The sequence below is a fragment of the Streptomyces sp. NPDC004752 genome (genome assembly GCF_053601275.1).
The window spans coordinates 88,053-112,228 of record NZ_JBSGBN010000006.1 but is presented as its reverse complement, the minus strand read 5'-3'; the positions used below and the strand labels follow the sequence as shown (position 1 = coordinate 112,228).

General features: G+C 67.2%; 16 protein-coding genes and 6 pseudogenes. 7 read left to right on the top strand and 15 right to left on the bottom strand.

Annotated features, from left to right (window positions below; genetic code table 11):
• Positions 1-83: 83 nt before the first annotated feature.
• Complete coding sequence (locus ACWEKM_RS04675; protein ID WP_451619711.1) at positions 84-332, top strand: hypothetical protein; 249 nt, start codon at positions 84-86, stop codon at positions 330-332.
• Positions 333-793: 461 nt separating this feature from the next.
• On the opposite strand, the pseudogene ACWEKM_RS04670 reads toward ACWEKM_RS04675, so the two are convergent.
• A pseudogene (locus ACWEKM_RS04670) lies at positions 794-1,144 on the bottom strand (transposase domain-containing protein); the annotation flags it as partial.
• 105 nt (positions 1,145-1,249) lie between these two features.
• Here ACWEKM_RS04670 and ACWEKM_RS04665 point away from each other — a divergent pair.
• Positions 1,250-2,070: pseudogene (locus ACWEKM_RS04665) on the top strand (IS3 family transposase).
• Between the two features lie 144 nt (positions 2,071-2,214).
• Positions 2,215-2,958, top strand: a complete 744-nt coding sequence (locus ACWEKM_RS04660; RefSeq protein ID WP_451619686.1) for a FadR/GntR family transcriptional regulator — start codon at positions 2,215-2,217, stop codon at positions 2,956-2,958.
• Between the two features lie 259 nt (positions 2,959-3,217).
• Here the strand turns inward: ACWEKM_RS04660 and ACWEKM_RS04655 are convergent, their stop codons facing one another.
• The 3 genes from ACWEKM_RS04655 to ACWEKM_RS04645 are packed head-to-tail and all read right to left on the bottom strand — an operon-like array spanning position 3,218 to position 6,165.
• Positions 3,218-4,069: an ATP-binding cassette domain-containing protein gene (locus ACWEKM_RS04655; RefSeq protein WP_451619685.1), complete on the bottom strand. Its 852-nt coding sequence runs from the start codon at positions 4,067-4,069 to the stop codon at positions 3,218-3,220.
• 8 nt (positions 4,070-4,077) lie between these two features.
• Positions 4,078-5,142: an ABC transporter permease gene (locus tag ACWEKM_RS04650; RefSeq protein WP_451619684.1), complete on the bottom strand. Its 1,065-nt coding sequence runs from the start codon at positions 5,140-5,142 to the stop codon at positions 4,078-4,080.
• A 6-nt stretch (positions 5,143-5,148) separates the two neighbouring features.
• Positions 5,149-6,165, bottom strand: coding sequence for a substrate-binding domain-containing protein (locus ACWEKM_RS04645; RefSeq protein WP_451619683.1), 1,017 nt, complete (start codon positions 6,163-6,165; stop codon positions 5,149-5,151).
• Positions 6,166-7,124: 959 nt separating this feature from the next.
• Between ACWEKM_RS04645 and ACWEKM_RS04640 the strand changes: the two genes are divergently transcribed.
• The gene (locus ACWEKM_RS04640; protein ID WP_451619682.1) at positions 7,125-7,811 is read left to right on the top strand and encodes a FadR/GntR family transcriptional regulator; all 687 of its coding nucleotides are present in this window, start codon (positions 7,125-7,127) and stop codon (positions 7,809-7,811) included.
• 130 nt (positions 7,812-7,941) lie between these two features.
• Here the strand turns inward: ACWEKM_RS04640 and ACWEKM_RS04635 are convergent, their stop codons facing one another.
• From ACWEKM_RS04635 to ACWEKM_RS04600, 8 genes and pseudogenes are all read right to left on the bottom strand, one after another.
• A complete protein-coding gene (locus tag ACWEKM_RS04635; RefSeq protein WP_451619710.1) occupies positions 7,942-10,314 on the bottom strand; it encodes a SpoIIE family protein phosphatase in 2,373 nt (790 codons plus the stop codon).
• Positions 10,315-10,991: 677 nt separating this feature from the next.
• On the bottom strand, positions 10,992-11,876 hold the full coding sequence (locus ACWEKM_RS04630) for a glycoside hydrolase family 16 protein (protein ID WP_451619681.1): 885 nt from the start codon (positions 11,874-11,876) through the stop codon (positions 10,992-10,994).
• Between the two features lie 303 nt (positions 11,877-12,179).
• A complete protein-coding gene (locus ACWEKM_RS04625) occupies positions 12,180-13,385 on the bottom strand; it encodes a hypothetical protein (protein WP_451619680.1) in 1,206 nt (401 codons plus the stop codon).
• A gap of 65 nt (positions 13,386-13,450) precedes the next feature.
• Positions 13,451-15,145: a heparinase II/III domain-containing protein gene (locus ACWEKM_RS04620; protein ID WP_451619679.1), complete on the bottom strand. Its 1,695-nt coding sequence runs from the start codon at positions 15,143-15,145 to the stop codon at positions 13,451-13,453.
• Positions 15,146-15,163: 18 nt separating this feature from the next.
• Positions 15,164-16,184 (bottom strand): annotated as a pseudogene (locus tag ACWEKM_RS04615) (hydroxyacid dehydrogenase).
• 29 nt (positions 16,185-16,213) lie between these two features.
• Positions 16,214-17,038: a carbohydrate ABC transporter permease gene (locus ACWEKM_RS04610; protein ID WP_451619678.1), complete on the bottom strand. Its 825-nt coding sequence runs from the start codon at positions 17,036-17,038 to the stop codon at positions 16,214-16,216.
• A 110-nt stretch (positions 17,039-17,148) separates the two neighbouring features.
• Positions 17,149-18,144, bottom strand: coding sequence for a carbohydrate ABC transporter permease (locus ACWEKM_RS04605; RefSeq protein WP_451619677.1), 996 nt, complete (start codon positions 18,142-18,144; stop codon positions 17,149-17,151).
• Positions 18,145-18,184: 40 nt separating this feature from the next.
• The gene (locus ACWEKM_RS04600) at positions 18,185-19,546 is read right to left on the bottom strand and encodes an extracellular solute-binding protein (RefSeq protein ID WP_451619676.1); all 1,362 of its coding nucleotides are present in this window, start codon (positions 19,544-19,546) and stop codon (positions 18,185-18,187) included.
• A gap of 606 nt (positions 19,547-20,152) precedes the next feature.
• Between ACWEKM_RS04600 and ACWEKM_RS04595 the strand changes: the two genes are divergently transcribed.
• Positions 20,153-21,292 carry a substrate-binding domain-containing protein gene (locus ACWEKM_RS04595; RefSeq protein ID WP_451619675.1) on the top strand — a complete coding sequence of 380 codons (1,140 nt, stop codon included), beginning with the start codon at positions 20,153-20,155 and terminating at the stop codon, positions 21,290-21,292.
• Positions 21,293-21,411: 119 nt separating this feature from the next.
• Here ACWEKM_RS04595 and ACWEKM_RS04590 read toward each other — a convergent pair whose 3' ends face one another.
• The 3 genes and pseudogenes from ACWEKM_RS04590 to ACWEKM_RS04580 form a co-directional block, all read right to left on the bottom strand.
• Complete coding sequence (locus ACWEKM_RS04590; RefSeq protein WP_451619674.1) at positions 21,412-21,540, bottom strand: hypothetical protein; 129 nt, start codon at positions 21,538-21,540, stop codon at positions 21,412-21,414.
• Positions 21,541-21,692: 152 nt separating this feature from the next.
• A pseudogene (locus tag ACWEKM_RS04585) lies at positions 21,693-21,965 on the bottom strand (phosphotriesterase family protein); the annotation flags it as partial.
• A gap of 110 nt (positions 21,966-22,075) precedes the next feature.
• Positions 22,076-22,360: pseudogene (locus ACWEKM_RS04580) on the bottom strand (phosphotriesterase family protein); the annotation flags it as partial.
• Between the two features lie 72 nt (positions 22,361-22,432).
• Here ACWEKM_RS04580 and ACWEKM_RS04575 point away from each other — a divergent pair.
• Both ACWEKM_RS04575 and ACWEKM_RS04570 read left to right on the top strand, forming a co-directional pair.
• A pseudogene (locus ACWEKM_RS04575) lies at positions 22,433-23,016 on the top strand (transposase); the annotation flags it as partial.
• A gap of 380 nt (positions 23,017-23,396) precedes the next feature.
• Positions 23,397-24,176 carry an ABC transporter ATP-binding protein gene (locus ACWEKM_RS04570; protein ID WP_451619673.1) on the top strand — a complete coding sequence of 260 codons (780 nt, stop codon included), beginning with the start codon at positions 23,397-23,399 and terminating at the stop codon, positions 24,174-24,176.

The window sequence follows — 24,176 nt, the reverse complement described above, 5'->3', positions numbered from 1 at the left end:
CCTGGTCACCGGCGAAATCGGTTCCGCCGCCGTGCCTTCACCGGTCCGGCCGGGTCCGCGTCCTGCGGCCGTCTGTTGGCGCAGTGGTCTTCGGGGAGTCCCGCAAGGACGGCGCGGTCTGTTCGGCCCACGGTGCCGATGGCGCTCTCCCGGAGAAGACCGGGGCCGCGGACGACGTGGTGGCGGGCGGCTTCCAGGGCGATGGTGAAGTCGGCGCGATCCGGGTCGGTTTCGGCGACGGACTCCACCGCGTCCACCATGGCGGTCCGCAGTACTTGGTGGAGCGTGAGCTGTGCCCATACTTCCTGTTCAAGACCGGCGGGGTCTGCTGAGCGCAGTACTTGCCCGTCGGCGGAGATTGAGGCGGATGAGCAGTTGGGGGCTGGTGTCGGCCACGGCCTGGAGGAAGTCGTTCGCGTCGAATCCCCGGTCGGCCGGCAGCAGTGTCCGTGGCGCCAGGAGGTGGAGAAGCTGCCGTGCGTAGAAACCCTCCCCGTGTGTAACGGGGCCGAACACGGCCCCCAACAGGCCGCGGGTGCCCGTCTCGCACAGAGCCGTCAGGCGGATCATCGGGCAGCCGGCCCATTTCGGCTTGGTGCGGGACCTGCCGGGCCAGTTGAGGTTCCGCCGGGTCAGGCGCCTTGACCGAGGAACACCCGTCGAAGGCGACTGTCCGCCACTGGCGATAGCACACCCCGGGCGTCCGGGGGTGGCCCAACGGGCCGGCAACGATCTCGAACAGCGTCTTGAGAGGAGTCGGCCCCACCCGTCGGCGAAGATCCCGCAGGGCCTTCTCACGGGGGCGTGCATGACCGCCGTCCGGCAGCCCGGCGGTCAGCTTGCCCCAGACCCGTGCATACGCGAGCGACGGAAACAGGGACAGGGCGAGCAGGAAGCAGACCCCGACACGCGAGGGCAGCAGACGCAGCCGCCGCTGGACGGTCCGGCTCTCGGCCAGGACCTCGTCCACAGCTCGATGGGAAGGTAGCGGCCCAGCTCTCCCAGATGCCCCGGCGCGAAAACGCCCCTCGGGACTTGAGGAGCAGGGGAGCGTAGAACGATGGCAGACTGCTCTCGCAACGGGACCCCGCACAGCAGAGAGATCTTGGTCGACTACCTGCCATACCCGAGGTCCCGTCTCCATGCCTCCACAACACGCCGCCCTCGCAGGCGATTTGGCGGATTGCCTCACACGCCAACTACGCGGCATTGCCCCTATCCTGCTGAGCTTCGTGAGCGCGTGGTGCACATGGTCGCGGAGATCCGCCCCGACTACCCGACCGAGTGGGCCGCGCTGAAGGCGGTCGCCGGGAAACCCGGGATCGGCGCCGCGGAGGCGGTACGGACATGGGTCCGCAAGTCCCGGGCCGACGCCGGCCAGCGGCCCGGTATCACCTCCGAGGGGGCCGCGGAGATCAAGCGTGGCCAAGAGCCGCATTCCCAGCCCCGGGCAGTCCGAGACGCCGAGCCGAGGGCGCAGATCAGCCGGGTCCACAGGGAGGACTTCAGCGTCTGCGGGGTCCGGAAAGTCTGGCGGCAGCTGCGCGGCATACCGGTGGCCCGCTGCACCGTCGCCCGGCTGATGCGTGACCTCGGCCTGCAGGGCGCCCGGCGAGGAAAGAAAATCCGCGCCACCATCCGGGACGACGGCCATGAGCGGGCCGCCGACCTGATCCTCGACGCCCTCGATATGGCGCTGTGGCGCCGGGACCGTGCCGGAACTCCCGCTGGACCGGGGCTGGTTCATCATCCGGATGCGGGCAGTACACGTCATTCGCGTTCACCGCGCACCTGATCGAGGCCGGCATCGACGCCTCGACCGACACCGTTGGCGACGCCCTGGACAACGCGCTCATGGAGTCCCGGATCGGCCTGTACAAACCCGAGTTGATCAAACCCCGCAGGCCCTGGCACGGCCTCGGTGACGTCGAGCTCGCCACTGCCGAATGGGTCGACTGGTTCAACAACCGGCGCATCCACACCACAATCGGCGACATCCCGCCTCACCAGCACGAGACCAACTACTACGCTCAACACCAGCCCCAACCGGCGGCTGGAGTCAACGCATAGGGCCTCCACCGATCCCGGAGCGGTGCAGTCAGCGCGGCCTGGCCGGGGTTTGCATGCTATATCACACATGATGCGTGGGCGGTCCGTGTGCCGCGGTCGACTACTATTGGTGAACCGGTCCGCCAATCGGCTCTTGGAGTCCTCATGACCACACCGCTACCGCGTCCGCAGGCTATTGCCCCTCGGCGTGACGGGCCGGGGGTGGAGCTGACACGCAGGCTGCTCGAGTACCTGTTGTCGGGGGAAGTGACGCCCGGGCAGCGGATCCCGTCGGAGCGGCAGCTGGCGGAGACCTTGGCGACGGGCCGGTCTACCGTGCGTGAGGCGATCAAATCCTTGAGTCTGCTGGGGCTGTTGGAGCAGCGGGTGGGAGATGGCACGTATCTGAGTCGTTCGACCTCGGACTTGCTGCCCCAGGTGATCGAGTGGGGAATGCTGCTGGGCGAGAAGCGACTGGAAGACCTTCTGGAGGCGCGCTACTACCTGGAGATTCAGCTGGCGGGATGGGCTGCGGAGCGCCGCACCGAGCAGCAGTTGGAACGGCTGCGGGAGCTGGCCGGGCGCATGCGGGACGCGGGCGATGATTTCGATGCGTACGTGGCGGCCGACATCGCGTTCCATCTGCAGGTGGCCGAGGCGAGCGGGAACGGCATCCTGACCAGTGTGTTGACCAATATTCAGTCTTTGCTGCAGGCGTGGGCGTCCCGGGTCATCCACGCGGCGGGGGAGACAAAGACATCGCTGGCGATGCACGAGCCGGTCCTGAAGGCCGTGGAGGAGCGCGACGCCGATGCGGCGCGGGAGGCGATGCGCGCGCATATGGACCGCGCGGCGCGGCGGCTGCAGTCAAGCATGCCCGAGCGCGCCGGAGACGAGGTCCGTGTCTGACACCGCTCCGTGTTCCATGCCCGGCGGATCCGCCACTGGAGCGATCCGACTCGATGGCTTCTGTCGGCATGAGACGGCGCCGGCGCCGGCAGCAGAGCGCTGCCGGCGCCGATGCGATCGTGCTTGGGTGAACCTGCGTATGCGGCATCCGGCCGCGTAAGCATCGGTGCGTGGCACTTGCTCTTCGCCTGGCTTGGCACGGTATTACCTGACCTCGGGCAACGCCGCGAGCCGCCACTGCACCGGATCGGTCCGATCCTCAGAGGGAAAGCTCTGTTTCCTCTGGGAGTTCTTCGACGTCGACGCCGCGGACCTGGGCGAGTTCGTGCTTGAGTGCGGCCAGATCGCCGCCGCCCGCCATGTGGTTGGTGAGTTCCTCAAGGGATACCTGGCTGCGGTCGGCGCTCAGTTCGATCTCGCCGAGTCGTAGTACCGCGAAGTGGTCGCCGACCATATAGGCGTGGTGGGGGTTATGGGTGATGAAGATGACGCCCAGTCCCTTGTCGCGGGCGGCCGCGATGTACTTGAGCACGACGCCGGACTGCTTGACGCCCAGGGCCGCAGTCGGCTCATCGAGGATCAGCACTCGGGCGCCGAAGTAGACCGCGCGGGCGATCGCTACGGACTGCCGCTGGCCGCCGGAGAGGGTGCCGATGGGCTGCTCGAGGTCGTCGAGCTCGATGCCCATGGCGCGTAGTTCCTCATCAACGATCTTCTTCATTCTCTCGATGTCGAGACGGCGCAGCGGCCATAGGCCGCGGGTGAGCTCGGAGCCGAGGAAGAAGTTGCGCCACACCGGCATCAGAGGGACGACGGCCAGGTCCTGGTAGACGGTGGCGATGCCCATGTCGAGGGCCTCGCGCGGGGTGGAGAACCGCACCGGTACGCCATCGACGCGGTACTCGCCGTCGGTATGCAGGTGAAGCCCGGATATGATCTTGATGAGGGTGGACTTGCCGGCGCCGTTGTCGCCGAGGACGCAGGTGACCTGGCCCGGCCTGACTGCGAGGTCGACGTCTCCCAGGGCGCGGACGTTGCCGTACTGTTTGCCGACGCCGTGCAGTTCGACGATGGGCTTCGTGCCGGTCGAGGCGGTTCCGTTGACGGTCATGGTGGCGGTCACCTCCGGGATGCCTGGCGTCGGACCCAGGTATTGAGCAGCATGGCGCCGAGCAGCATGACGCCGAGGAAGAACTTGAACCAGTCGGGGTTCCAGTTGGCGTAGACGATGCCCTGGTTGACCATGCCGAAGATGAAGGCGCCGAACGCCGGGCCGATCACCGAGCCATAGCCGCCGGTGAGCAGGCAGCCGCCGATCACCGCGGCGACGATGTAGAGCAGCTCGTTGCCGATGCCCTCGCCGGACTGCACGGTGTTGAACTCGAACAGCTGGTGCATGCCGACGAACCAGGCACCCAGTCCCACCAGCATGAACAGCAGGATCTTGGTGCGGGCCACCGGCACGCCGACCGCACGTGCGCTCTCATTCTGCCCGCCGACGGCGAAGATCCAGTTGCCGAACTTGGTGCGTATCAGCACCCAGGTGGCGATGGCGACGAAGAAGAGCCACCACAGCACCGTGATCTTCACGGCGACGCCGGCGATGGTGATGTCGGAGGCGAAGAGCGCCCGGGCGGAACTGAAGCCCTGCATGTCGGAGATGTCGTTCGTGGCCACGTTGCCGGTGAAGATCTTGGTGACCGCAAGGTTCAGGCCCTGGAGCATCAAGAAGCTGCCCAAAGTGACGAGGAAGCTCGGCAGCTTGGTTTTGACCAGCACGTATCCATTGAAGAATCCCACGGCGAGCGAGACGACCAGTGCGGCGAGGACGCCCATCCAGACGTTCATCGACAGCTGGTAGGCGACCATGCTCGCCGTGAGCGACGAGGTGATCACCGCGACACCGGCCGACAGATCGAACTCGCCGCCGATCATCAGCAAGCACACGGGCACTGCCATCAGTCCAAGCGTGGAGGCTTGGTACAGCACGGTGGACAGAGAGTCGGCCGCCCGGAAGGTGGGGGCCACCGTCCAGAAGAACGCATAGACGGCGACCGCGCCGATCATGGCGCCGACCTCCGGGCGGGCCAGGAACCTGCGCATCAGGGACCGCTGTGCGATCCGGTTCTCCACGCGGATCGCAGACCGGGCCGACGGGGAAGGGGTAGTGGTGTGGGCACCCATCATCGATCACCTGGTGCCGTTCTGTGCGTACTGATACACCTTGGCGATGTTCGACTTGTCGACGAACGCCGGCCCGGTCAACGTGGGCTGGCCACCGCCGATGGTGTCGCCGTTGACCTTGTACAGCCACAGGGCGTCAACGGCCAAGTAGCCTTGGAGGTAGGGCTGGTGGTCCAGGGAGAACGCGATCGATCCGTTCTTGATCTCAGACACGATGTCCTTGTTCAGATCGAAGGTGTTGACCTTCGCCTTGCTGTTGGCGTCCTTGACCGACGACAGCGCGGCCGACCCGATCGTGGCCTGGAGCGTCGTGACCTGATCGATGCTCGGGTCCTGCCGCAGCTTCGCGGTCAGCGTCGACTGCACCGATGACATGTCCTGGCCATTGACGTACAGGATGTCCGTCTTCCCCTTGAACGTCGACTTCACGCCCGCACACCGGGCCTCCAGCGCCACGGTTCCCTGGGCATGGATGAGACACAGGTCGTGCTTGGCGCCCATGCTGTTGAGCCGGTTACCCACCATCTCGCCGGCGAATTTTTCATCCGACCCGAAGTAGCCGATCGCGCCCACCTTCGTCCAGTAGTCCATGCCCTGGTTGAAGGCGGTCACCGGGATGCCCGCGGCCTTGGCCTTGGCGAGGACACCCCGCATGGCGTCGGGCGTGGCCAACGTGACCGCGATCCCGTCGACCTTCTGGTCGATGGCGTTGCGGACCAGGTTGGACTGGTTGGACGCCGTGGGGTCGGAGGAATACACGAGTTTGACGTTGTCCTTGGCGGCTGCGGCCTCGGCCCCCTTGCGCACGACGTCCCAGTAGGGGTCGCCGGCTACCCCGTGCGTGACCATCGCGATCGTCATCCGCGGGGTGTTGGCGCGGCCTGCCGCGATACCGGGCGCGGCCTTCTCGGCGTTCTTTCCGCCGGTGCTGCTGGCGCATCCGGTGACGAGCAGTATGCCTGCTGTGCAGGCGGCGACAAGAGCGGTCGCTTGGGCCTTACGGGCTCTGGGGGATCGGTCCATTGATTCTGCGCCTCACTGCGTAGAAGGAAAAAGGACTGGTGAAACGGGATCTCCGGTCGGAGACCGACCAGGTGATGCGTTCTCTCGGTCGTTCCTGCTGACCGTCAGCAGACCCGGGGCGCTCAGAGGGCCCGGCACTGGGGTGGGCTCACAGTAGGCCGCAGTGGGCGACCGGTCAACCGTTTGGACCACCGGTCGACCATTTGTTTTCGGGTGGGTTCGAGTCCTGTATGAACGCGTCGCGCCGGGACGCTTCCCGCCGCGCTGCGGCATGCCGCCGAGTGGGTCCTGACCGCCCTCATCGCCACCGGTAACGTCTCCTGCGCCACCGAGGCGGCACTTGCTGGGGGGCTGTCGAAGCGCACGCCGAGCAGAGCGCCGATTCGTCCACCGCATCGGCCTCAACCGAACCAGGCTGGTGGGGTTCGAGCCGACCGCCGCCGGATTACACACTGCTCCGGCGACCGCCGACTCCGTGCGGCGATGCGCCGGAGCGGCCTCAAGGCTCTGGGGCTCGACGTCGACGCCCCGCCGGACAGTGCGCGGGCCGGGGCCGCCCGTGCCGACATGGCCATCGCCGCGGAACGCCGCGTGCGCCACGGCTGTACCGTGCTGGTCGCCTGCCGTGCGGTTCGCGCCGCCGGACACGATGGAGAGGAGAGCCTTGCGGCAGCGCGTCGGATCTCCAATGGGGTCGGCGCGGTCGCATCCCGGCTGTCAGCCGCCCTTCCGTCGGCATGCGCTGCCGAGGGATGGCATCACCTCGCATGATGCCGGAGCCGTGGACTCGCTGACGCCAGTCCTGACCACTCCTGGCGGAGCCGCATAAGGTCTGTGCCAGAGTAAAGTGCGCGACCTATGATTGGTACACCGGTCCACCACTCTCGACTCCTGGGGGATTCCACATGGCCATACCACTACCGCGGCCTCAGCAAGCCCCCCGACGGGACGGACCGAGCGTGGAGCTCACCCGCAGGTTGCTCGACTACCTGCTCTCGGGAGAGCTGACGCCCGGCCAGCGCATCCCGTCGGAACGGCAGCTCGCGGAGGCTCTGTCGACGGGCAGGTCGACAGTGCGTGAGGCGATCAAGTCGCTCAGTCTCCTGGGGCTGTTGGAACAGCGCGTTGGTGACGGAACCTATCTGAGTCGCTCGACCTCCGATCTCCTGCCCCAGGTGATCGAGTGGGGAATCCTGCTCGGGGAGAAACGACTGGAGGATCTCCTGGAAGCCCGCCATCACCTCGAGGTGCTGTTGGCGGGATGGGCCGCGGAGCGCCGCAGCGAGGAGCAGCTGCAGCGCCTGCGGGAGCTGGCAGAACGGATGCGGGAAGCCGGCGATGATCTCGACGCCTACGTGGCGGCCGACATCGCGTTCCACCTCCAAGTCGCAGAGGCGAGCGGGAACACCGTCCTGACTAGCGTGCTGACCAATGTCCAGTCTCTGCTTCAAGCATGGGCATCCAGGGTCATCCGCACCGCCGGCGAGACGCACACGTCGCTGGCGATGCACGAACCAATCCTCGAGGCCGTGGAGAACCGGGACGCGGAGGCAGCTCGCGAGGCGATGCGTGCGCACATGGAACGAGCGACGCGGCGCCTGCGGGCCAGCATGCCCGAGAACGGCGGTACCGGGAGGAGCGACTGACGGCTCTCTGCCGGTGTGTGCTGTTTGCCGCCTGACGGCCGGGGCGCAGGTTGAGGATGCGCTGACCATGCCCTGAAGGGTGGGACTTGCGTGCAAGAGATCGATCAACGAGTACGTCGATGAACTACCGTCAGGGCAGGGGTTGTTCGGTCCAGATGGTTTTGCCGTCGGGGTGGTAACGGGTTCCCCAGCGGGAGGTGAGTTGGGCGATCAGGAACAGGCCGCGGCCCCCCTCGTCGGTGGCGCGGGCGCGGCGAAGGTGCGGCGCACTGAGACTGCCGTCGGACACCTCGCAGATCAGGGCGTCGGTGTGGATGAGCCGCAGTGCGATGGGGGCGCGCGCGTATCGGATGGCGTTGGTGACCAGCTCACTTACGACGAGTTCGGTGGTGAAGGCCAGAGATTCCAGGTCCCAGTGGGACAGCTGGTCCGCAGCGAGGGTACGGGCGTGGGCGACGAGCGAAGGGTCGGTGGGCAGATCCCACGAGGCGACCTGCTGCGCTCCCAGGGCGCGAGTGCGAGCCAGGAGCAGTGTGGCGTCCTCGGAGTGAGGCTCGGGCAGCAAGGAGCCCACCGTGGCATCACACAGCTCCTCCAGCGGTCGGCCGGGGTCGGCCAGAGCGCGGGCCAGCCCGGCGAGACCGATGGCGGCATTGGGACCAGAGGCATTGATGAGGCCGTTGGTGTAGAGGGCCAGCAGAGTGCCCTCTGCGAGTTGGAGTTCGGCGACTTCGAAAGGCTGCCCGCCCGTGCCGAGGGGCGGGCCTGCGGGAATGTCGAGGTATACCGCCGTGCCGTCGGGGCTCACCAGGGTGGGTGGGGGATGACCGGCGCGGGCGAAGGCGCAGATACGCGAGATGGGGTCGTAGACGGTGTACAGGCAGGTGGCGCCCTCGCAGCCGGGATCCTCCTCGACAAGGCGGATGACCAGATCGTCGAGTTGAGTGAGGACTTCGGCAGGGGTGAGGTCGAGGTCGGCCAGCGTATGGACGGCGGTGCGCAGCCGTCCCATGACGGCCGCGGCATGCAGGCCATGGCCCGTGACGTCGCCGACGACCAGAGCCATGCGCGCGCCGGACAGGGGCAGGACATCGAACCAGTCCCCGCCCGCTCCGGCATGGGCCACGGCGGGCAGATAGCGGTACGCGGTCTCGGCTGCCGGGTGCCGCGGCAGATCATGTGGCAGCAGACTGTGCTGCAGGGCCAGGACCGTGGTGTGCTCACGCGTGTAGCGGCGGGCATTGTCGATACACACTGCTGCAAGGGAGGCGAACTCTTCGGCCAGGGCCAGGTCCTCCTCGTCGAAGGGCTCGAGTTGCCGATAGCGACTGAAGCTGGCCATGCCCATCGTGATCCCGCGCGCCCGCAGCGGAACCGCCATGATCGAGTGGATCCCGAATGCCCGGATCTTCTCGGCACGTCGCGCATCCCGGATGAGCGGCTCTTCGGCTTCCACAGCCGGTACGAGGACCGGCTGTTCGATGGCCAAGGAACGCACCTGGGGCGTGCCCGGAAGATACGTCACTGTCTCGCCGACCGCGAACGCAGCCTCCGGCGTCTCGTCGGGAGTCGACAGGATCGAGCAGGCGCCGGACCTGTGGGCCAGAACCTTTTCATAGGTCGGCCCCGGGGCTGGTTCCTCGCCGCGGACGGTCGCATCCAGCAGGTCGACGACGACGATGTCCGCCAGTGCGGGAACGGCCGCCTCAGCCAGCTCCTGCGCGGTCCGCCCGACGTCCAGCGTGGTACCGATGCGTGCGCTGGCCTCGTTCAGCAGTGCCAGCCGCCGCTGTGCCCGGTCACCTTCCGTGACGTCGAAGAATGTCTGGCACACGCCGAGCACCCGGCCGGCACGGTCGGTCAGCCGGAACGACGCGGCCGACCACACATGCTCGCGGCGGGGGTCGAACGGAGGGCGGCCACGTACCTGGACGTGAAGATCTGGCTCGCCGCTTTCCCGCACCCGGCGCAGGACCTGCTCGATCTCTGCGGCGTTTGCATACGACTGATCCTCCCCGATGCGACGGCCGACGAGTTGCTCCGCGGGCCCGGTGAGATCACGCATTGCTGCGTTGTTCATCCAGCAATATCGCAGGTCGGCGTCCATGACGGTGATCCCCAGCGGGGACTGGGTGATCAGGCCGTCCAAGATCGCCCTGTCGATTTCCTCTTGCCATACCTGATGTGCTTCGCAAGCCGTGACCGACCAGCCGGCGCCACCCTCCCCGGTCAGGGCCGGATGAACCCGCAGTGCCACCTGCAGCGCGTGGCCATCGCGGTGCCGCAGCCTCAGAACGCCATTCCAGCTGTCCTTGGCCGGGTGCCGTTCTCGGGCGGTCGCGGCTGCTTTACGATCTTCCGCCGAGACCAGCAGGTCCGCCGCAGGCATTCCGCAGACTTCTGAGGCCGCATAGCCCAAAAGAGCCTGCGCCTCCGAGCTCCACAGGCAGACCCTACCTTCCGCGTCCACCACCACGATGGCCGTGCGCGACCCCGCGGACAGGAATCCCGATCTGCTACCGAGTTCCGCACCGCTGATCTTGGGGATCTGTATAGGCCCCTTTCCAGCGCCCGCCGACTCCATCCCTCCATCGTAGTAATCAGCAGGGAGGCAGGCTTCCGGCGAGCACGGGAATTCCCCGAGTACGGAGTGTCCGCCCGCGGCACGCGCCTGGCCACGACGCGCACACACCTGCACCCCATCATGTGCCGAACGTCGGCGTCCGACACGCTGCTGCCCCCCGGGAAGCGCCGACTGCGCTCCTGCGTAGCGTGTGACGCCGAGCGCCGCCTCCTCCTCTTGGCCCGCGTCCGCGGCGTCGCCGAGCCGAGGCGCAGGTGCTCGATGCGGTGGGCGGCCTGGTCCAGGAGTTTCGGCGGCCCAGGTCACTGCATCGGCAGGGGGTGAACCGTCTGCGCCGGTCGACGAATGTGACGACGGCGGACCGGTTGCCGGCGCCCACGACGAGGTCGCCCTCCCAGCCACCTTGCCGGGCCGCGGATTACCAGTCGACGGGTGCGGTCGGCACCGGCGCGGTCCACGCGGTCTGGCACCGCGCGGCCATTTCCCATACCGGTCGCTGCGAAGCGCCCCGGGCCGGTAGAGAGCTCGGTTGCCCAACGAGTTGACACGACACCCGGACGGGACCGAGCCCGTGTCCGGGTGTCGTGGTTGGTCGGTTACTGCCAGATACGGACGTAGTCGACATACATGTCGGAGGTGGCGTCCAGGGGGGCGTTGTGGATGTCGCCTTCGGCGAAGGTGATGATCTCGTTGGAGGCGATCGCGAATTCCTGCACCTGGCTGACGAGTTTCGGGTCGGTGATGGAGCGGACCAGGGTCGTGTCGTAGTAGAAGTTGATGTGTGCGGAGGTCCACTCGGTGGTGAAGGTGTGGAACCGTCCGGCGTCGTGCAGTCCGGGCGCGTTGACCGGCATGCCCGAACTCTGATGGGCGGCTGCGTAGCCGTCCCAGTGCACGGTGATCGCGTATGTGTCGGAGACGCTGTAGCTTTCGATGATGTCGATCTCTTCGCCGTCGCGCGCGGTGCCGTCCGCCACCCCGCCGGGCAGCGTGCTGTTGGTGGCCTGGAGCCAGAGCGCTCCGAGGTGCCCGATGGTGGGCGGCAGGGCAGCGCTGTACTCGATGGTCCCGAAGGTGAAGTCGAACTTGCCCTGGGTGTCGACGCGGCTTCCGGCATAGGACTCGGTCGCGAGCCGGCTGATGCCCAGGGCGAGCCGACCGTTCGCCACGTGCACGTTGGCCGGTTTGTACCAGTAGTCCACGCCGTGGTTGCCGTCGCTGCGCTGCCAGTCGCGCGCGTTCCACCGGTCAGGGTTGAGCGTGCCGCCGAGGAACTCGTCGCTGAAAACCAGCGTCTGGTGAGAGGTGGAGACGGCGGGGCGGGCGCCCGCAGGTGTCGCCGGGTCCACCAGCGTGCTGCTGACCTCCTGGGCCCGGGCGGACTTGGCTGCCGCGGGCGTGGCGGCCGCAAGCGTGAGGGCGGCGGCCGACCCGGTGGCAGCACGGAGCAGGGAGCGACGCGACGGTCGTTGAGAGGACATCGGCTTTCCTTTCGGATACATGGGCAGGAAGGGCGTGCTTGTGCGTGGTCTCGGGCCAGGTGTCGATCCAGCCACCTCGTTCAGGGTTGGGGGTAAGGCTGATGTCGTCGCACCAGCCGGTGCCGGTGCGGACGTAGCAGTAGACGGTGGCAGAGGTGTTGGTGGCGCCGGTGGTGATCGTGGCGCTGCCGCCACGCCAGTCAGATGTGACGAAGGCGGGAGCGCGGGTCTCGGCACCGCCGTAGTTCATGATGCCGACGACGAGCTGAGTGTCGTTGGCGTTGACGCGTCCCCAGCCGGAGATCACATAAGTGGTGCTGGGTTTGACGGTGACGGTCTGTAGCCTGTGTCGGGGCGGCAAACGGTGGGGGCGGCGTTACCGAAGTAGTCCTGCTTCCCTGAATCGGTGGTGACCTGGCCCGCGCCGAGAGCCGGGGAGCCGGCCTGCAACTGGTAGCCGGTAGGGGTGGTTGAGCCCGGTGAGGTCAGCAGCGGGTTCGCGGTGACCTTTCCCGGGTCGGTGGGCTCATTGGCGGGATGGTTGCCGTAGAGGACATTGCCGCGCCAGACGTAGTTGCCGGGGACGTAGTTGGTTCCGCCGTAGCCGCCACTGCCCTGGTTGTCGATGACGTTGTTGCTCCAGAAGGCATGGGTGGTGCCCTGGACGTCCTCGACGATCAGGGTGGTGGACCCGGAAGGGAGGTAGAGGGTGTTGTTGTAGATGTGCGCATCGTCTTCGCCCGAGCCGAAGAGCAGTCGGGAGCCGTCGTTGACGGAGCGGTTGTAGCGCACGACAGTGCCGGAGGTGCTGCTGCCGGTGTTGCAGGTGCCGTACAACAGCAGGAAGCCGCCCTGGTTGTCGTGGCTGTGGTTGTACTGGATGACGGTGCCGCGATTGCCGAGGTCGGAGTCGAAGGCCATGCCGTCGTTGAGTGCAGGCCGGTGGACCCGATAGACCTCGTTGTGCCGGATGACTGTGTCGTCGGGGTTGACGGTCCACACGCCGGCGTTGTTGTCGGCAGAGCGCATCCATATGTCGTACACGGTGTTGTGCTCGACCAGGGCGCCGCTCGCGGCCCTGCCGGTTCCAAAGTCGTGCAGCTCTACTTGGATTCCGTCGTAGACGCCGGTACTGGCGCCGGTGTTGGTGATTTCGAGGTCGTTGATCTCCCATTGCTCTACGTTGTACAGGTGTACCGCGGTGCTGACCCCACCGCCCGCGATGACAGGGCGGGCGGTGTCGGTCCCGTACGCGGCAACGGTGATCGGTGCGCCGGCGGTGCCCGAGCTGAACTGGCCCGTGCAGGTGGCGCCGCGCTTGAAGTGGATATGGTCCCCCGAGCCGAAGGTCAGGGCGTCGACCGCGGCGAGCGAGTTGTACGGGGAGGCGCTTCTCCCGTCGCCGCCCGCAGCCGCTGAGCGGTCGACGTAGGTGACGGTCGCTGCGGCGTGTGCGGCTGTGGGGAGAAAGAACAAGCTCGCGGCAATCAGCAGAATTGAAGCGCTCATGACAGAGACGCTTGCGGAAAGCTGTCTCACTCGGACTCCTCATTCTTGTCGTTCGATGCGGTCCTCTACTGCGGTCGCTCCTCTTCGAGGGTGAAGGCGAAGACCGCGCGCTCGGGGCATGCGGTGGAAGTGAGGCGGAGCCGGTGGACGAGGTCGGGTGCGCCGAGGTGGTTCGTGGCCTGGAGGTGTTCGACGTGCGGGTGCCAGCGGCTTGCGTCGAAGCGCAGCACCGCGCGTGCCTTGGCACCGCGCCAGATCACGTGGCCGGTGCCGACCTCGGGAGCCAGTCTGCTGATGAAGAGTTCGTCGACGTCGGCCGGGGTGTCGAAGGTGTCGGTGATCTCAAGGGTGCCGTCGGGTTTCCAGGCGAACGCTCGGCATACTCCTGTTCCCGTGTCGTATGCGGCGGTCAGGTCGAGTTCGAGGTAACTGCCGTCGTCCCGGCGGTGCGCGCGCAGGACGCGGGCGGCACTGTCTCGTCCCGGCCGCTGGGGACGTCCATGGACGAGCGGCACGGAGTGCCCCTGGGCCGACGGGTGAAGTTGTTCATAGCGGCCCGGGCCGAAGTACTCCTCGGTGTACTCGCCGGCGCCGAGGTCCGCGAGCAGCTCCTCACCATGTGCTTCGAGGATGAAGTGCCCGAGGTCGTTGTGGTTGTGGGACTCGTCGTTGTGCCCGCCTTTGGCGGCGAAAGCCACCGGCATGCCGTTGACGGTGGCCCGCTCCACGAGCCACTGCGCCCGCTCGAGCCATGCCCCCTGCGCGTGCACGTCCGGCCCCTCGAACAGGCTCCCATCGGTCCAGGAGAGTGTGCGTGACAGGTGCGCCCAGCGGTAGCAGTGATCGAAGTCGAAGGGAGACACCTGGTCGAGGACGGGGACATCGACGCCGAGCCGTGCCTTGATACGGCTGAACAGGCCGGTCGGCAGGATCTGCACCGCGCTGGAGTCGGAGAACGCCGGATAGCGGTTCACGCTGAGTTGCACCGCGGCCGGAAACGCCGCGGTGGCGCGCGCGGCAGCGAGTAGATCCTCCCCGGTGCGCTCGCGCAGAGCCTCCGCGAAGTAGGCGAAGTAGCCGAAGCCGTACGACCAGTAGCCCACCCCTTCGACGACGGCTCCACCGTCCTCCTCGACCACTGTCAGGTAGTGATGCATGGCACGGCGGCAGCGTTCGACCGCGGCATCGAGCTGCTGCCCTGTCCACAGGGACATGGCGGCCATACCCGCCGCGCCTGCACACACCGCGACCCAGTTGTTGCGGGCGGTCTCCCAGGGCCATGGCCGCGGGTCGCCGACATAGGGTTCGAGAACGCGCCGCTCGACCTCCGCCCGGACGCGCTCTGCGACATCCGGGGGCAGAACGCCGACGAGTTCCGTCACGATCTCGGACAGTGCCTGCGCGGTCTCGCAGGCGAACAGATCGACGCAGCGTGCCATGTCCCGCCCGGACGCATCGATCAGGAATGCATGGGCCGGCACTGCCCAGGTGTACTCGTCGCAGATCGACCAGAGCAGGTCGGCGAGTGCTGCCACTTCGGCCTTGGCACCGTCGATCATGGCCGTGACGGCAAGTGCGTTGAGGGCCCGTCGGCGGCGGAAGTAGAGCCGTTCATACTCCAACCGGTCGCCGGTGTCCGCGAACAGGCGGAAGAGCGACCAGGTGGGTTGTGGAGGAACACCGCCGGTCACCGCGTCGGCGGCAACCTGGCGGATCTCCTTCAGAAGCGGCGCGAGCTGCGGCGCGTTCGAGATCTTCATGGCTCGGTCCTGTCAGGGTCAGGCGATGCGCGTGAGGTGCTCGGCGTGCACTGGTGTCAACAGGGGCTCCCCGCGTACCAGGCGTTCGAGTTCGTCCAGTGCGTGGACGCCGATCCTGCGCAGTTCCCCGCCGTGGGAGCCGGCGATGTGCGGGGTGAGTACGAGGTTCGGCAGGTCGTACAGCTCCGAGTCGACGGGCGGCAGTTCGGGGTCGGTCACGTCCACGACGGCGAACAGCCGGCCGGACCGCAGCTCGTCCACCAGTGCGCCCTGGTCGACAAGCGCCCCCCCGCGCGGTGTTGACCAGGGTGGCACCGTCCGGCATGAGAGCGAGCCGGCGCCGGTCGATCATGTGCCGGGTCTCAGGGGCCGCCGGGGCGTGCAGGGTCACCACATCGCTGGTCGCCACCAAGTCGTCCAGCCCGGTCCTGCGTACCTTCGCGGCTGCCGCCTCGGCCTCGGTCAGGTACGGATCGTGGACCTGGACCGAGACGTCCAGTGCGCGCAGCAGGTCGACGATGCGGCGGCCGGTGCGTGAGTAGCCGACGACTCCGACGGTCTTGCGGTAGTTGCCCATCTGCGGGTGCAGGGTCGACCAGTCCATCCAGTCGGCTGCCGTGCGGGCGCGGCGGTAGTGGTGCTCGATGAACGGGACACGTTTGTTGGCCATGATGATCGCGGCCAGCGTGTACTCGGCGACCGGCACGGCGTTGGGCTCGGCGGCCGAGGAGACGGTGAGCCCGCGTTTCCACGCGGCATCGGTGATGTGGTGTTTGACCGAGCCCGCGGCGTGCACGACCGCACGCAGGCGCGGCGCGAGATCGAGCATGGCGGCTTCCAGCGGCGGGCAGTCCCAGCTGGTGATGAGGATGTCGGCCTGGGCCAGGGCGGATTGCGCGGCCGGGACGGTGAAGTCGGTCACGGTGAAGTCGGTGTCGATGTCCACCAGGTGCCGCAGCCGGCGCATGGCGGGGGCGTCGAAGAGGAGTCGGGGAAGTCCGGGGCGCATGGCGAAAAGGGCGCTGGGGCGAAAGTCCATGGCTTCTTTCGTGGTCCGGGGATGTGTGCTCACTTCAGGCCCGACGTTGCGGATCCGGCGCGGTAGTGGCGCTGGACCAGCAGGAACAGCGCCATGACCGGCAGGACGTAGAGGGTGGCGCCGGCGGCCATGAGGTTGTTGATGGGAGCGCCATGCGGGTCGGTGTAGTCGGTGGCCAGGGCCACGGCAAGGGTGGTGCGGTCATGGCTGAGCAGCAGCATGGGCGTGAGGAAGTCGTTCCAGGCCCAGGTGAAGGACAGGATGAGTCCGGTTGCGAGCATGGGCTTGGCTTGCGGGAGGAAGATCAGGAAGAAGATCCGGAAGTAGCCGACGCCGTCGAGCAGCGCGGCCTCCTCGATCTCGATCGGCAGGCCGGCGAAGAACTGCCGGAACATGAAGATCAGGAAAGCCGAGCCCGACAACCCCCACAGCACCCAGGGCACATAGGAGTTGAGCAGGTGCACCTTGGTGAAAATGATGTACGTGGGGATGAGGGTGGTGATGTGCGGCAGCATCATGGTGGCCATCACCACGGCGAACATGACCTTCTTGCCCGGACCGCGAAGCCTGGCGAACCCGAAGCCCACGTATGCCGAGGTGAGCGTCATCAGTACGGACTGGATGGCCGCGATGGTCAGGGAGTTCTGGAGATAGCCGAAGTACGGCAGGAAGTGCACCGAGCGGCTGAAGTTGCCGAGTGCCATGGGGTGCGGCACCCACTGGATGGGGAACGAGCCCAGTGACCTGTCGGTCTTCAGCGCTGTGACCAGCAGCCACAGGAAGGGACTGGTGAGCACAGCGGCGATGAGGATCATCAGTGCGTACAGGCCCGAACGGCGGGTAGTGGCGCCCATGCCGGGGGAGTGCCGACGGGAACGGCGGGTAGTGGCGTCCATGCCCAGGGAGTGCCGACGGGAGGCCGGTTGCGGCGCGCTGCGCCTGACCCTGGTTGTCGACGAGCTCATCACCGGCCGCCTTCCTGCCCCTGGGCGTCGGGGTCGACGTTGTAGAACACGAAGCGCTTGGACAGCCACAGCAGCATCGCCGTGACCGCAAGCACGATCACGAACAACAGCCACAGCAGAGCCGAGCCGTACCCCCAGCGTCCGTAGGAGAAGTACTGGGCGTAGATGTGCACCATGATCAGGTTGTTGTCGGGGCTGACCTGGGTGGCTGAGACGGTGCCGCCGGCCGCGGGCGCCAGCAGCATCGGCTGGACCACGGTCTGCAGGGCGTTGATGACGCCGGTGACGGCCTGGAAGAGCAGCACCGGTGACATGAGGGGCAGGGTCACACTGAGGAAGCTGCGGATGGGGCCGGCACCGTCGACCTTCGCCGCCTCGTACAGTTCCTTGGGGACGTCCTGCAGTCCCGCCAGACTGACCAGCATGCCGGACCCGATCGGCCACAGCATCAGCATGAGCAGCACATAGGTGACCGCCGGGTCCAGAAGCCAGTTGACCGGATCGATGTGGAGCAGGTGCAGCAAGCCGTTGGCCGGCCCCGCATCGTGGTCGAAGACCAGCTTCCAGGTGAGCGCGGCGGCGACCGGGGGTACCACCGCCGGCAGGTAGAACAGCGTGCGGAAGAAGCCCCGGCCGCGCACCGGCTGGTTGACCAGGATGGCCAACAGCAGGCTGCCGATCACCGTGAGCGGCACGACCGTGGCGGTGAACAGCCCGGTGCGGTAGAGACTGTGCAGGGCATCCGAGTCGTGCAGAGCCTGCGTGTAGTTGCGCAGACCGACGTAGGAGGTGTGCGGGGACTGCCCGTCGGAGTTGGTGAAGCTCAGCCGCAGGGCGTACAGCATCGGTGCCAGAGTGAGGGCAAGGAATCCCACCGCCCAGGGCGCGACGAATGCATAGAAGGTTCTGCTGCGGTAGCGGCTCCACCCGCGGCGCGGGGACGCGGTCGGCAGGTCGGGGCGCATGCGGGCCCTCGTCGCGGTCAGCACGGACATCTCGCGTCTTTCTCTCGGGACGTGCACCAGTAGCTGCGGCTCACCGGCCGCTGAGCCCCTTGCCCTGCTTGAGCAAGTCGTTGAGCTTGGCGTTGAGGGCATCGGCCACCGCGCCGGCGCTCGCGCCGCCCTTGACGGATTCGGTGAGCTGCTGGACGACGGCCGCCTCGGCGGCGTCGATCTGCACATACGGCGAGAAGGTGATGGCAGAGAAGAACCGCTGCTCGGCGCGCTGCACCGCCAGCGCCTGCTGCTGCGCGGGTTGCGCACGGGGCATGAACGCCTGCAAGGACTTGAGCGCCGGCACGCCCCAACCGGTGGAGGCACGGGACTTGGCCTGGTCACCACCGAGGTACCACTCGAAGAACTGCCACGCCTCGTCCTTGTGGCGGGACTTGGCGGATATCCAGTAACCGGTGGCGGAGTAGCAGGGGCTGACCCGCTTGGCCCCGAACTGCGGTGCGGGCGCCAGCCCGACGTGGTCGGCAACCTTGTCGCCGTACAGAGAACCGCCGAACCAGTAGCCCAGGCACAGCATGCCGTAGCGGTCGGCCATGAACAGCGGGTTGAGGCCGCTGGCGGGCGGCGGCTCCAGGACACTGCTGCCGACCCGGGCGTTGGCGTAGTCGATGTAGAACGACAGCACCCGGCGGGCCTCGGGCGTGGAGAAGTCCACGGTCGTCAGGTCGTCGCTGAAGAGCTTGCCGCCGGCGGACTCCACCATGCCGATGAAGTGCGACAGCGTCGAGGACGGGAAGGCGCCCAGGCCGTAGGTGCGGGTCTGGCCACCACTGCGCCGGGTCAGGCGCTTGCCGAGGTCGAGCCACTCGTCGTAACTGAGCGGCGACCGGGTCGTCGGCACCTTCACGCCCGAGTCCTCGAACGCTTTGGCGTTGTACCAGTACATCTGGTCCTGGGAGTAGTCCTTTGCCACGCCATAGCGGGGCCCGCGTCCCTGGACAGCGCCGTCGAAACGCCACAGGTCGTTCACCGGGTCGAGGTCGTCGACCTTCAGGACGCTGCTGTTGGCGAAGTACGAGTCGAGCTCCGCGGCGAGTCCCCGCTGGGCGAGGTACGGCGTCGCCGTCGCACCGGCGGTACGCACGAGGTCCGGTGTGTTGCCCGAGGTGATCATGGCATTGAGCTTCGTCTGGTCGTACGTCAGGATCTCAAGAGCGATCCCGGGGTGCGCGGTCTCGAATGCCTTGACGACGTCAGCACCGACCTCGCCGGGAACGGTCATCACGGTCAACTTGACCTTCTTGCCACCGCCGGAACTGCTGCTCTTGTCGACCGATGCAGCACATGCGGTCAGTGAACCGCCCGCGCCCACTGCGGCGGCGGCTGCGGCGCCACGCAGGAAGGTGCGTCTGGAGGTGGCACGTGCGGGTGCGGTGGACATAGGTCTCCTCGGATCCTTGGGGAACGGCTTTGCTTGCAGAGGGTGTTGGCCGGTAGCCGGAGGCCGGGTTCACCGCCTGTTCCGGAGGCTCCGGCTGCTGTGGAGCGAGTGTTGAGTCGGACCCGACGCATGTCAATGCCTTCGGACGAAACAGAGCAGAAAAAGAGATTTTCGAAATGATTCGTGCGCGCCACTGGCGCCCGGCCGTGGACCCTGTTGGCTTTCGACCCGGATTGGCCTGCTACCTGCACAGATGCAGGTCCCTTGCTCGCCGCCCGCGGGAGGGCCTGCCTACGGCCCCGTAGCAATACCGAACGCGCCGACGCCTCCCGTCTTCCTGCACGCCTGTACCTCCCCATCGCTGTCGTGCCGCACCGGGAGGTCGGCCACTCACCACCCGCGTCGACGACCCTGCGGTCACCGCGTCCCGAAGAATAAGCACGAAGACAGACAAATAAATAAGAAATCCGACACGAACTCTGGCGTCCAGCAGCGTGGTCCTGCTAGCTTCTGACTCGATCAAGCCCTGCGACCGGGGTCCCAGGCCGCGACACAGTCGGGACATGAGGCAACACCCGGACCCCTGCCTTTGATGAGGAGAAGCGGATGCTCGCTGCGGAGAGGCGTGCCGCCATACTCGCCGCTGCCCGCCGTGACGGAGTTGCCCGTGTGGCTGATATGGCGGCTTTACTGGGGGTTTCGGACGTCACCATCCGACGGGACATGGAGGCTCTGACCAGTGAGGGGTTCCTGGAGAAGGTGCACGGTGGCGCCGTGCTCACCTCCGCCCCGAACCCCGGTGCTGCCGACGAGCCCACGCAGACGCACGCAGACGCACGTCGGCGCGCGTTGTATACGGGCCACCGAGGTGAAGAGTCCGACGAGGGGCCCGTCGTGGGCATCCTGATCCCGGAGTCGCTCTACTACTTCAAGGACATCGTCGACGGCATCCGCAGCACCGTGACCGCGGTCGGCGGGCGCATTCTGATCGCAGTCTCCCAGTACACACCCGAACGCGAAGCCGATCTGGTGCGAGGGCTGCTCGACTCCGGCGCCCAGGGCCTGCTGCTCGCGCCGACCGTTCCCGACTCCCTCCTGGACGAACTCAGCGGTTCCCAGGGCGCATTCCCCGCGCCGAGCGTCCTGGTGGAGCGGCAGTGCATGACCACGGTGCTCACGCCTGCGGTGTCGTGGGTGCGATCAGCGCACGAGGCGGGTGTCCTGCGCGCGGTCGGCTATCTGCGCGACCTCGGGCACGAGCGCATCGCACTGTTCGCCCGCGGCGATTCCCCTACGTCCCAGGTCGTTCGGACAGGCTGGCAGCAGGCGGTCCAGAGCCTCGACCTGCCCGCCGACCTGCCGGCGATCCAGGGGCCGGACGTGGACGGCTGGCCCCGGTGGACCGCCGAGGACGTACGCAAGTTCTCCGGGACACTGCGCGACGCGGAGGTCACCGCGCTGATCTGCCACTCCGACACAGACGCGCTGGCGTTGCTGCAGAACGGCCTGACCGACGAACTCCCCGTCCCTCAAAGGCTTTCGATCATCGCGTACGACAACGAGCTGTCGGAGTTCACCAACCCGGCCCTCACCGCTGTCTCACCTTTCAAACAGCACGTCGGTCGCCTTGCCGCCCAGACACTCCTTGAACTTCTGGCCGAGCCTGATGAGGCACCCACGCGGCAGATCGATGTGCAGCCGGCTCTGGTCCTCCGCGGCTCCTGTGCCGCGCCGCCGTCCGCCTGAGCAGACGCGGGTTGTCACGAAGAGGTTTGTCACGAAGCAGTCGGCTTCGGCGCAGGCATGGTCGAGCTGGCGGACCTGCAGACTGCCGCTGCCGGTCTGCATGTCTGTCCGGTGCTGGCTCAGCGGGCGGCCGTCAGCTCATCCTCGAGCGTGGCGACCTTGATGCCCCGCCCGGCCAGGACCTCGTCCAGCGGGGTGTCCAGGTCCTGGCCGTAGAAGTCCAGCGCAAGCCGCAGGTGTTCGGCCATCGCCCCCTCCGGGCCCCCGTCGGCCACGGCCTGGTTCGCGTCTCCGAGGAGATTCTGCGGGGCGGTTTCGAGTAGGAGGCGAGCATGGAGCTGCGGCCTACGTGGGTTCCCAGGCACACCTGGCTGAGCTTGCCGTGGGCGGCGGTGGTTTCCAGCAGGTCCAACACGACCGAGTCCGGGCGGTACTTGATCCGCCCGATGGTGTCGTGGACGAGGTTTGCACCATGGTCGATGAGGTCGAGGTGGAGATAGGGGTCGGGATTGCGGTCGGTGTGCGCGAGCACGACACGCTCCACGGGGATGCCGTGGCCCGCGAGCAGGTCCAGTATCGCGAACGCCGCTGTTCCCACTTCGGTGTGCACTGCGATGGGTACCCCGGTCTGCGCCGCAGCGGCGGCCCCGGCGGCGAACCAGTGCCGTTCCAGGCCGTTGGCCTTCTGATAGGAGGCCCCGAGCTTGATGATGCCGGCCTTGTGTAGTGGCTCTCCGCGTAGTGCGCCGCACGGTGATAGCCGGTCGCGGCCACCACGCGGACACCGGTCCGCCGCGAGATCTCGGCCAGTCTCAGCGGCTGCCGTCCGAGTCCGACAGGGGTGAGGTCCACCACGGTGTGGATGCCGGACGCGGAAACAAGGGAGAGTTCGGCGGCCGCCCGCTCAGGGTCAAGGAAGTCGTCCCCAGGGTTGACGGGGGTACGCAAGAACACATGCTCGTGGGCGTCGACGGCGCCGAGTTCACTGGGCTGGATCGGGCCGAGGATGGTTTCGACGGGCACGGGCTTCTCCTTGCTGGTGCCTGTGTCAGACCGCGGTGCAGCCATGCACGCACCTGATGGCGCGTGGGGTGGCCCGGCTGGCGCAGAGTCAGGACAGTTCGAAGTGGAAGACGAATCGTGAGCCTGCATACGGTCACTGATGCTGCTTCGGTGCCGCTGGACTGGCGGTTGTTCCTGTCTGCCGAGTGGGCGGATCCGGACGATGGGCGTCGCGCGAAGGCTGGAGTGCCTGACGGTTTGGGGCACCGGGAGAAGTGGCGCCTGGCCCTGGGCGCGATCGATGAGGCGCTCGGGTGGGGCTGGCCGGCCGGGTCGTGGTGGCCGATGCCGGATACGGCCGGATGCACGGCTTGGCCGCCGGACGGCGCCGACTGCGGCGTTGCACCTGGCGCCAGGGCAGCAAAGGAGCGATGACCGGCCGGTTCATCGTGCTGGAGGTCCGCCCTGCCGGTGTTGCGGCGACGAAGGCCGCACGGGACAGGGCCGGTGGGCGTGGCGGGTGGAACGGCGTCCTGCCTGCCGCATGGCGAAGTCGCTGGCGGATCGAATACGACCACCGCGAACTCAAGCACCGCCTGGGCTTGGACCACTTCGAAGGCCGCACCTGGCGCGGCTGGCACCACCGCGTCCCCCTCGTCACCGCAGCTCATGCCTTCCTCACCCTCCGGCGCCCGGACCCCAAAGCCCCAGCGCCGGCCTGACCTTCTACCAAATCCTTCAAACCCCGCAGGACCTGCTGCTGTGCTGGACCGGCGCCTGCCCCACATGCCACCGAGAGTTACCGGCCCCGGCCCGGACAGACACCCACCCACCGGACTCAACCTAACGAAGCACTACTGGGATCCCTGGAGGCCAGCCCTCATCCGCGGCGGCGGTTCTCTTTGCGTCCGTCGAGCGGTCGCCTCGACGCGACCGCCCGCACGTTCGACTCCCGGCATGCAGGCGGCGAGAAAACTGCGCGCACCCGTCTTGACGCACCCCGAAGGGTGAGCCTAGCGTTCATGATAACGCATTATTAGAGAGTGATAACGCGATCGGGAGGCGTTCCCACCACACTTCCGTTGGAGGAGAGGGGGGTTTCATGGAATCCATGGGGATTTCCGTCCACGACATCATCATGAGATTCGCAGGGCACAGCAGAAAGCAGACAGTTCTCGAAGACCTCGACGTCGACATCGCTCCCGGCAGTTTCGTCACTCTGCTGGGCCCTTCCGGGTGCGGAAAGAGCACCCTGCTCAAAATCATCGGCGGAATTCTCGCGCCGACAGCCGGGGACGTATCCATCGGCGGCATGCCCGCCGCGGAGGCCGTGAAGGGCAGGCGCATCGGTCTCGTACCACAGCGCCCAGCCCTGCTGCCGTGGAAGTCGGCACTGCAGAACACAAGCATGCTCCGCCAGATCGCCACGCGTGAGAGCCGACAGGAGACGACGGACGCAGCACAGCGCGCGCTCGAACTCGTCGGTCTCGCCGGCTCCGGCGACAAGCTGCCGCACGAGCTATCCGGCGGCATGGCGCAGCGCGTCTCCATCGCCCGCGCCCTGGCCATGGACCCGGCAATTCTGCTGATGGACGAGCCGTTCGGAGCCCTGGACGCCATTACGCGGGACGAGATGAACGAAAAGCTCGCGGAGATCTGGGCGACCACCGGAAAAACGGTCGTCTTCGTCACCCACTCCCTCTCGGAAGCGGTATTCCTCTCCGACACCGTGCACGTGATGGGCCGTACTCCGGGTCCGTTTCTCGAGACGCTCGAGATCAATCTTCCACGGCCCCGCACACGGGGCGTACTCGACGAGCCCGCATTCGGCGAATACGCCTCCCGGCTGCGCGCGCACCTCGAGCCGAAAGTGGCGGTCTGA

Bases quoted from the DNA above. Each gene is read 5' to 3' on its own strand.
- ACWEKM_RS04620 (WP_451619679.1), bottom strand. From the start codon at position 15,145: ATGAAGATCTCGAACGCGCCGCAGCTCGCGCCGCTTCTGAAGGAGATC.
- ACWEKM_RS04610 (WP_451619678.1), bottom strand. From the start codon at position 17,038: ATGGGCGCCACTACCCGCCGTTCGGGCCTGTACGCACTGATGATCCTC.
- ACWEKM_RS04650 (WP_451619684.1), bottom strand. From the start codon at position 5,142: ATGGGTGCCCACACCACTACCCCTTCCCCGTCGGCCCGGTCTGCGATC.
- ACWEKM_RS04600 (WP_451619676.1), bottom strand. From the start codon at position 19,546: ATGTCCACCGCACCCGCACGTGCCACCTCCAGACGCACCTTCCTGCGT.
- ACWEKM_RS04590 (WP_451619674.1), bottom strand. From the start codon at position 21,540: ATGGCCGAACACCTGCGGCTTGCGCTGGACTTCTACGGCCAGGACCTG.
- ACWEKM_RS04645 (WP_451619683.1), bottom strand. From the start codon at position 6,165: ATGGACCGATCCCCCAGAGCCCGTAAGGCCCAAGCGACCGCTCTTGTC.
- ACWEKM_RS04655 (WP_451619685.1), bottom strand. From the start codon at position 4,069: ATGACCGTCAACGGAACCGCCTCGACCGGCACGAAGCCCATCGTCGAA.
- ACWEKM_RS04630 (WP_451619681.1), bottom strand. From the start codon at position 11,876: ATGTCCTCTCAACGACCGTCGCGTCGCTCCCTGCTCCGTGCTGCCACC.
- ACWEKM_RS04595 (WP_451619675.1), top strand. From the start codon at position 20,153: ATGCTCGCTGCGGAGAGGCGTGCCGCCATACTCGCCGCTGCCCGCCGT.
- ACWEKM_RS04660 (WP_451619686.1), top strand. From the start codon at position 2,215: ATGACCACACCGCTACCGCGTCCGCAGGCTATTGCCCCTCGGCGTGAC.
- ACWEKM_RS04605 (WP_451619677.1), bottom strand. From the start codon at position 18,144: ATGTCCGTGCTGACCGCGACGAGGGCCCGCATGCGCCCCGACCTGCCG.
- ACWEKM_RS04570 (WP_451619673.1), top strand. From the start codon at position 23,397: ATGGAATCCATGGGGATTTCCGTCCACGACATCATCATGAGATTCGCA.
- ACWEKM_RS04625 (WP_451619680.1), bottom strand. From the start codon at position 13,385: ATGAGCGCTTCAATTCTGCTGATTGCCGCGAGCTTGTTCTTTCTCCCC.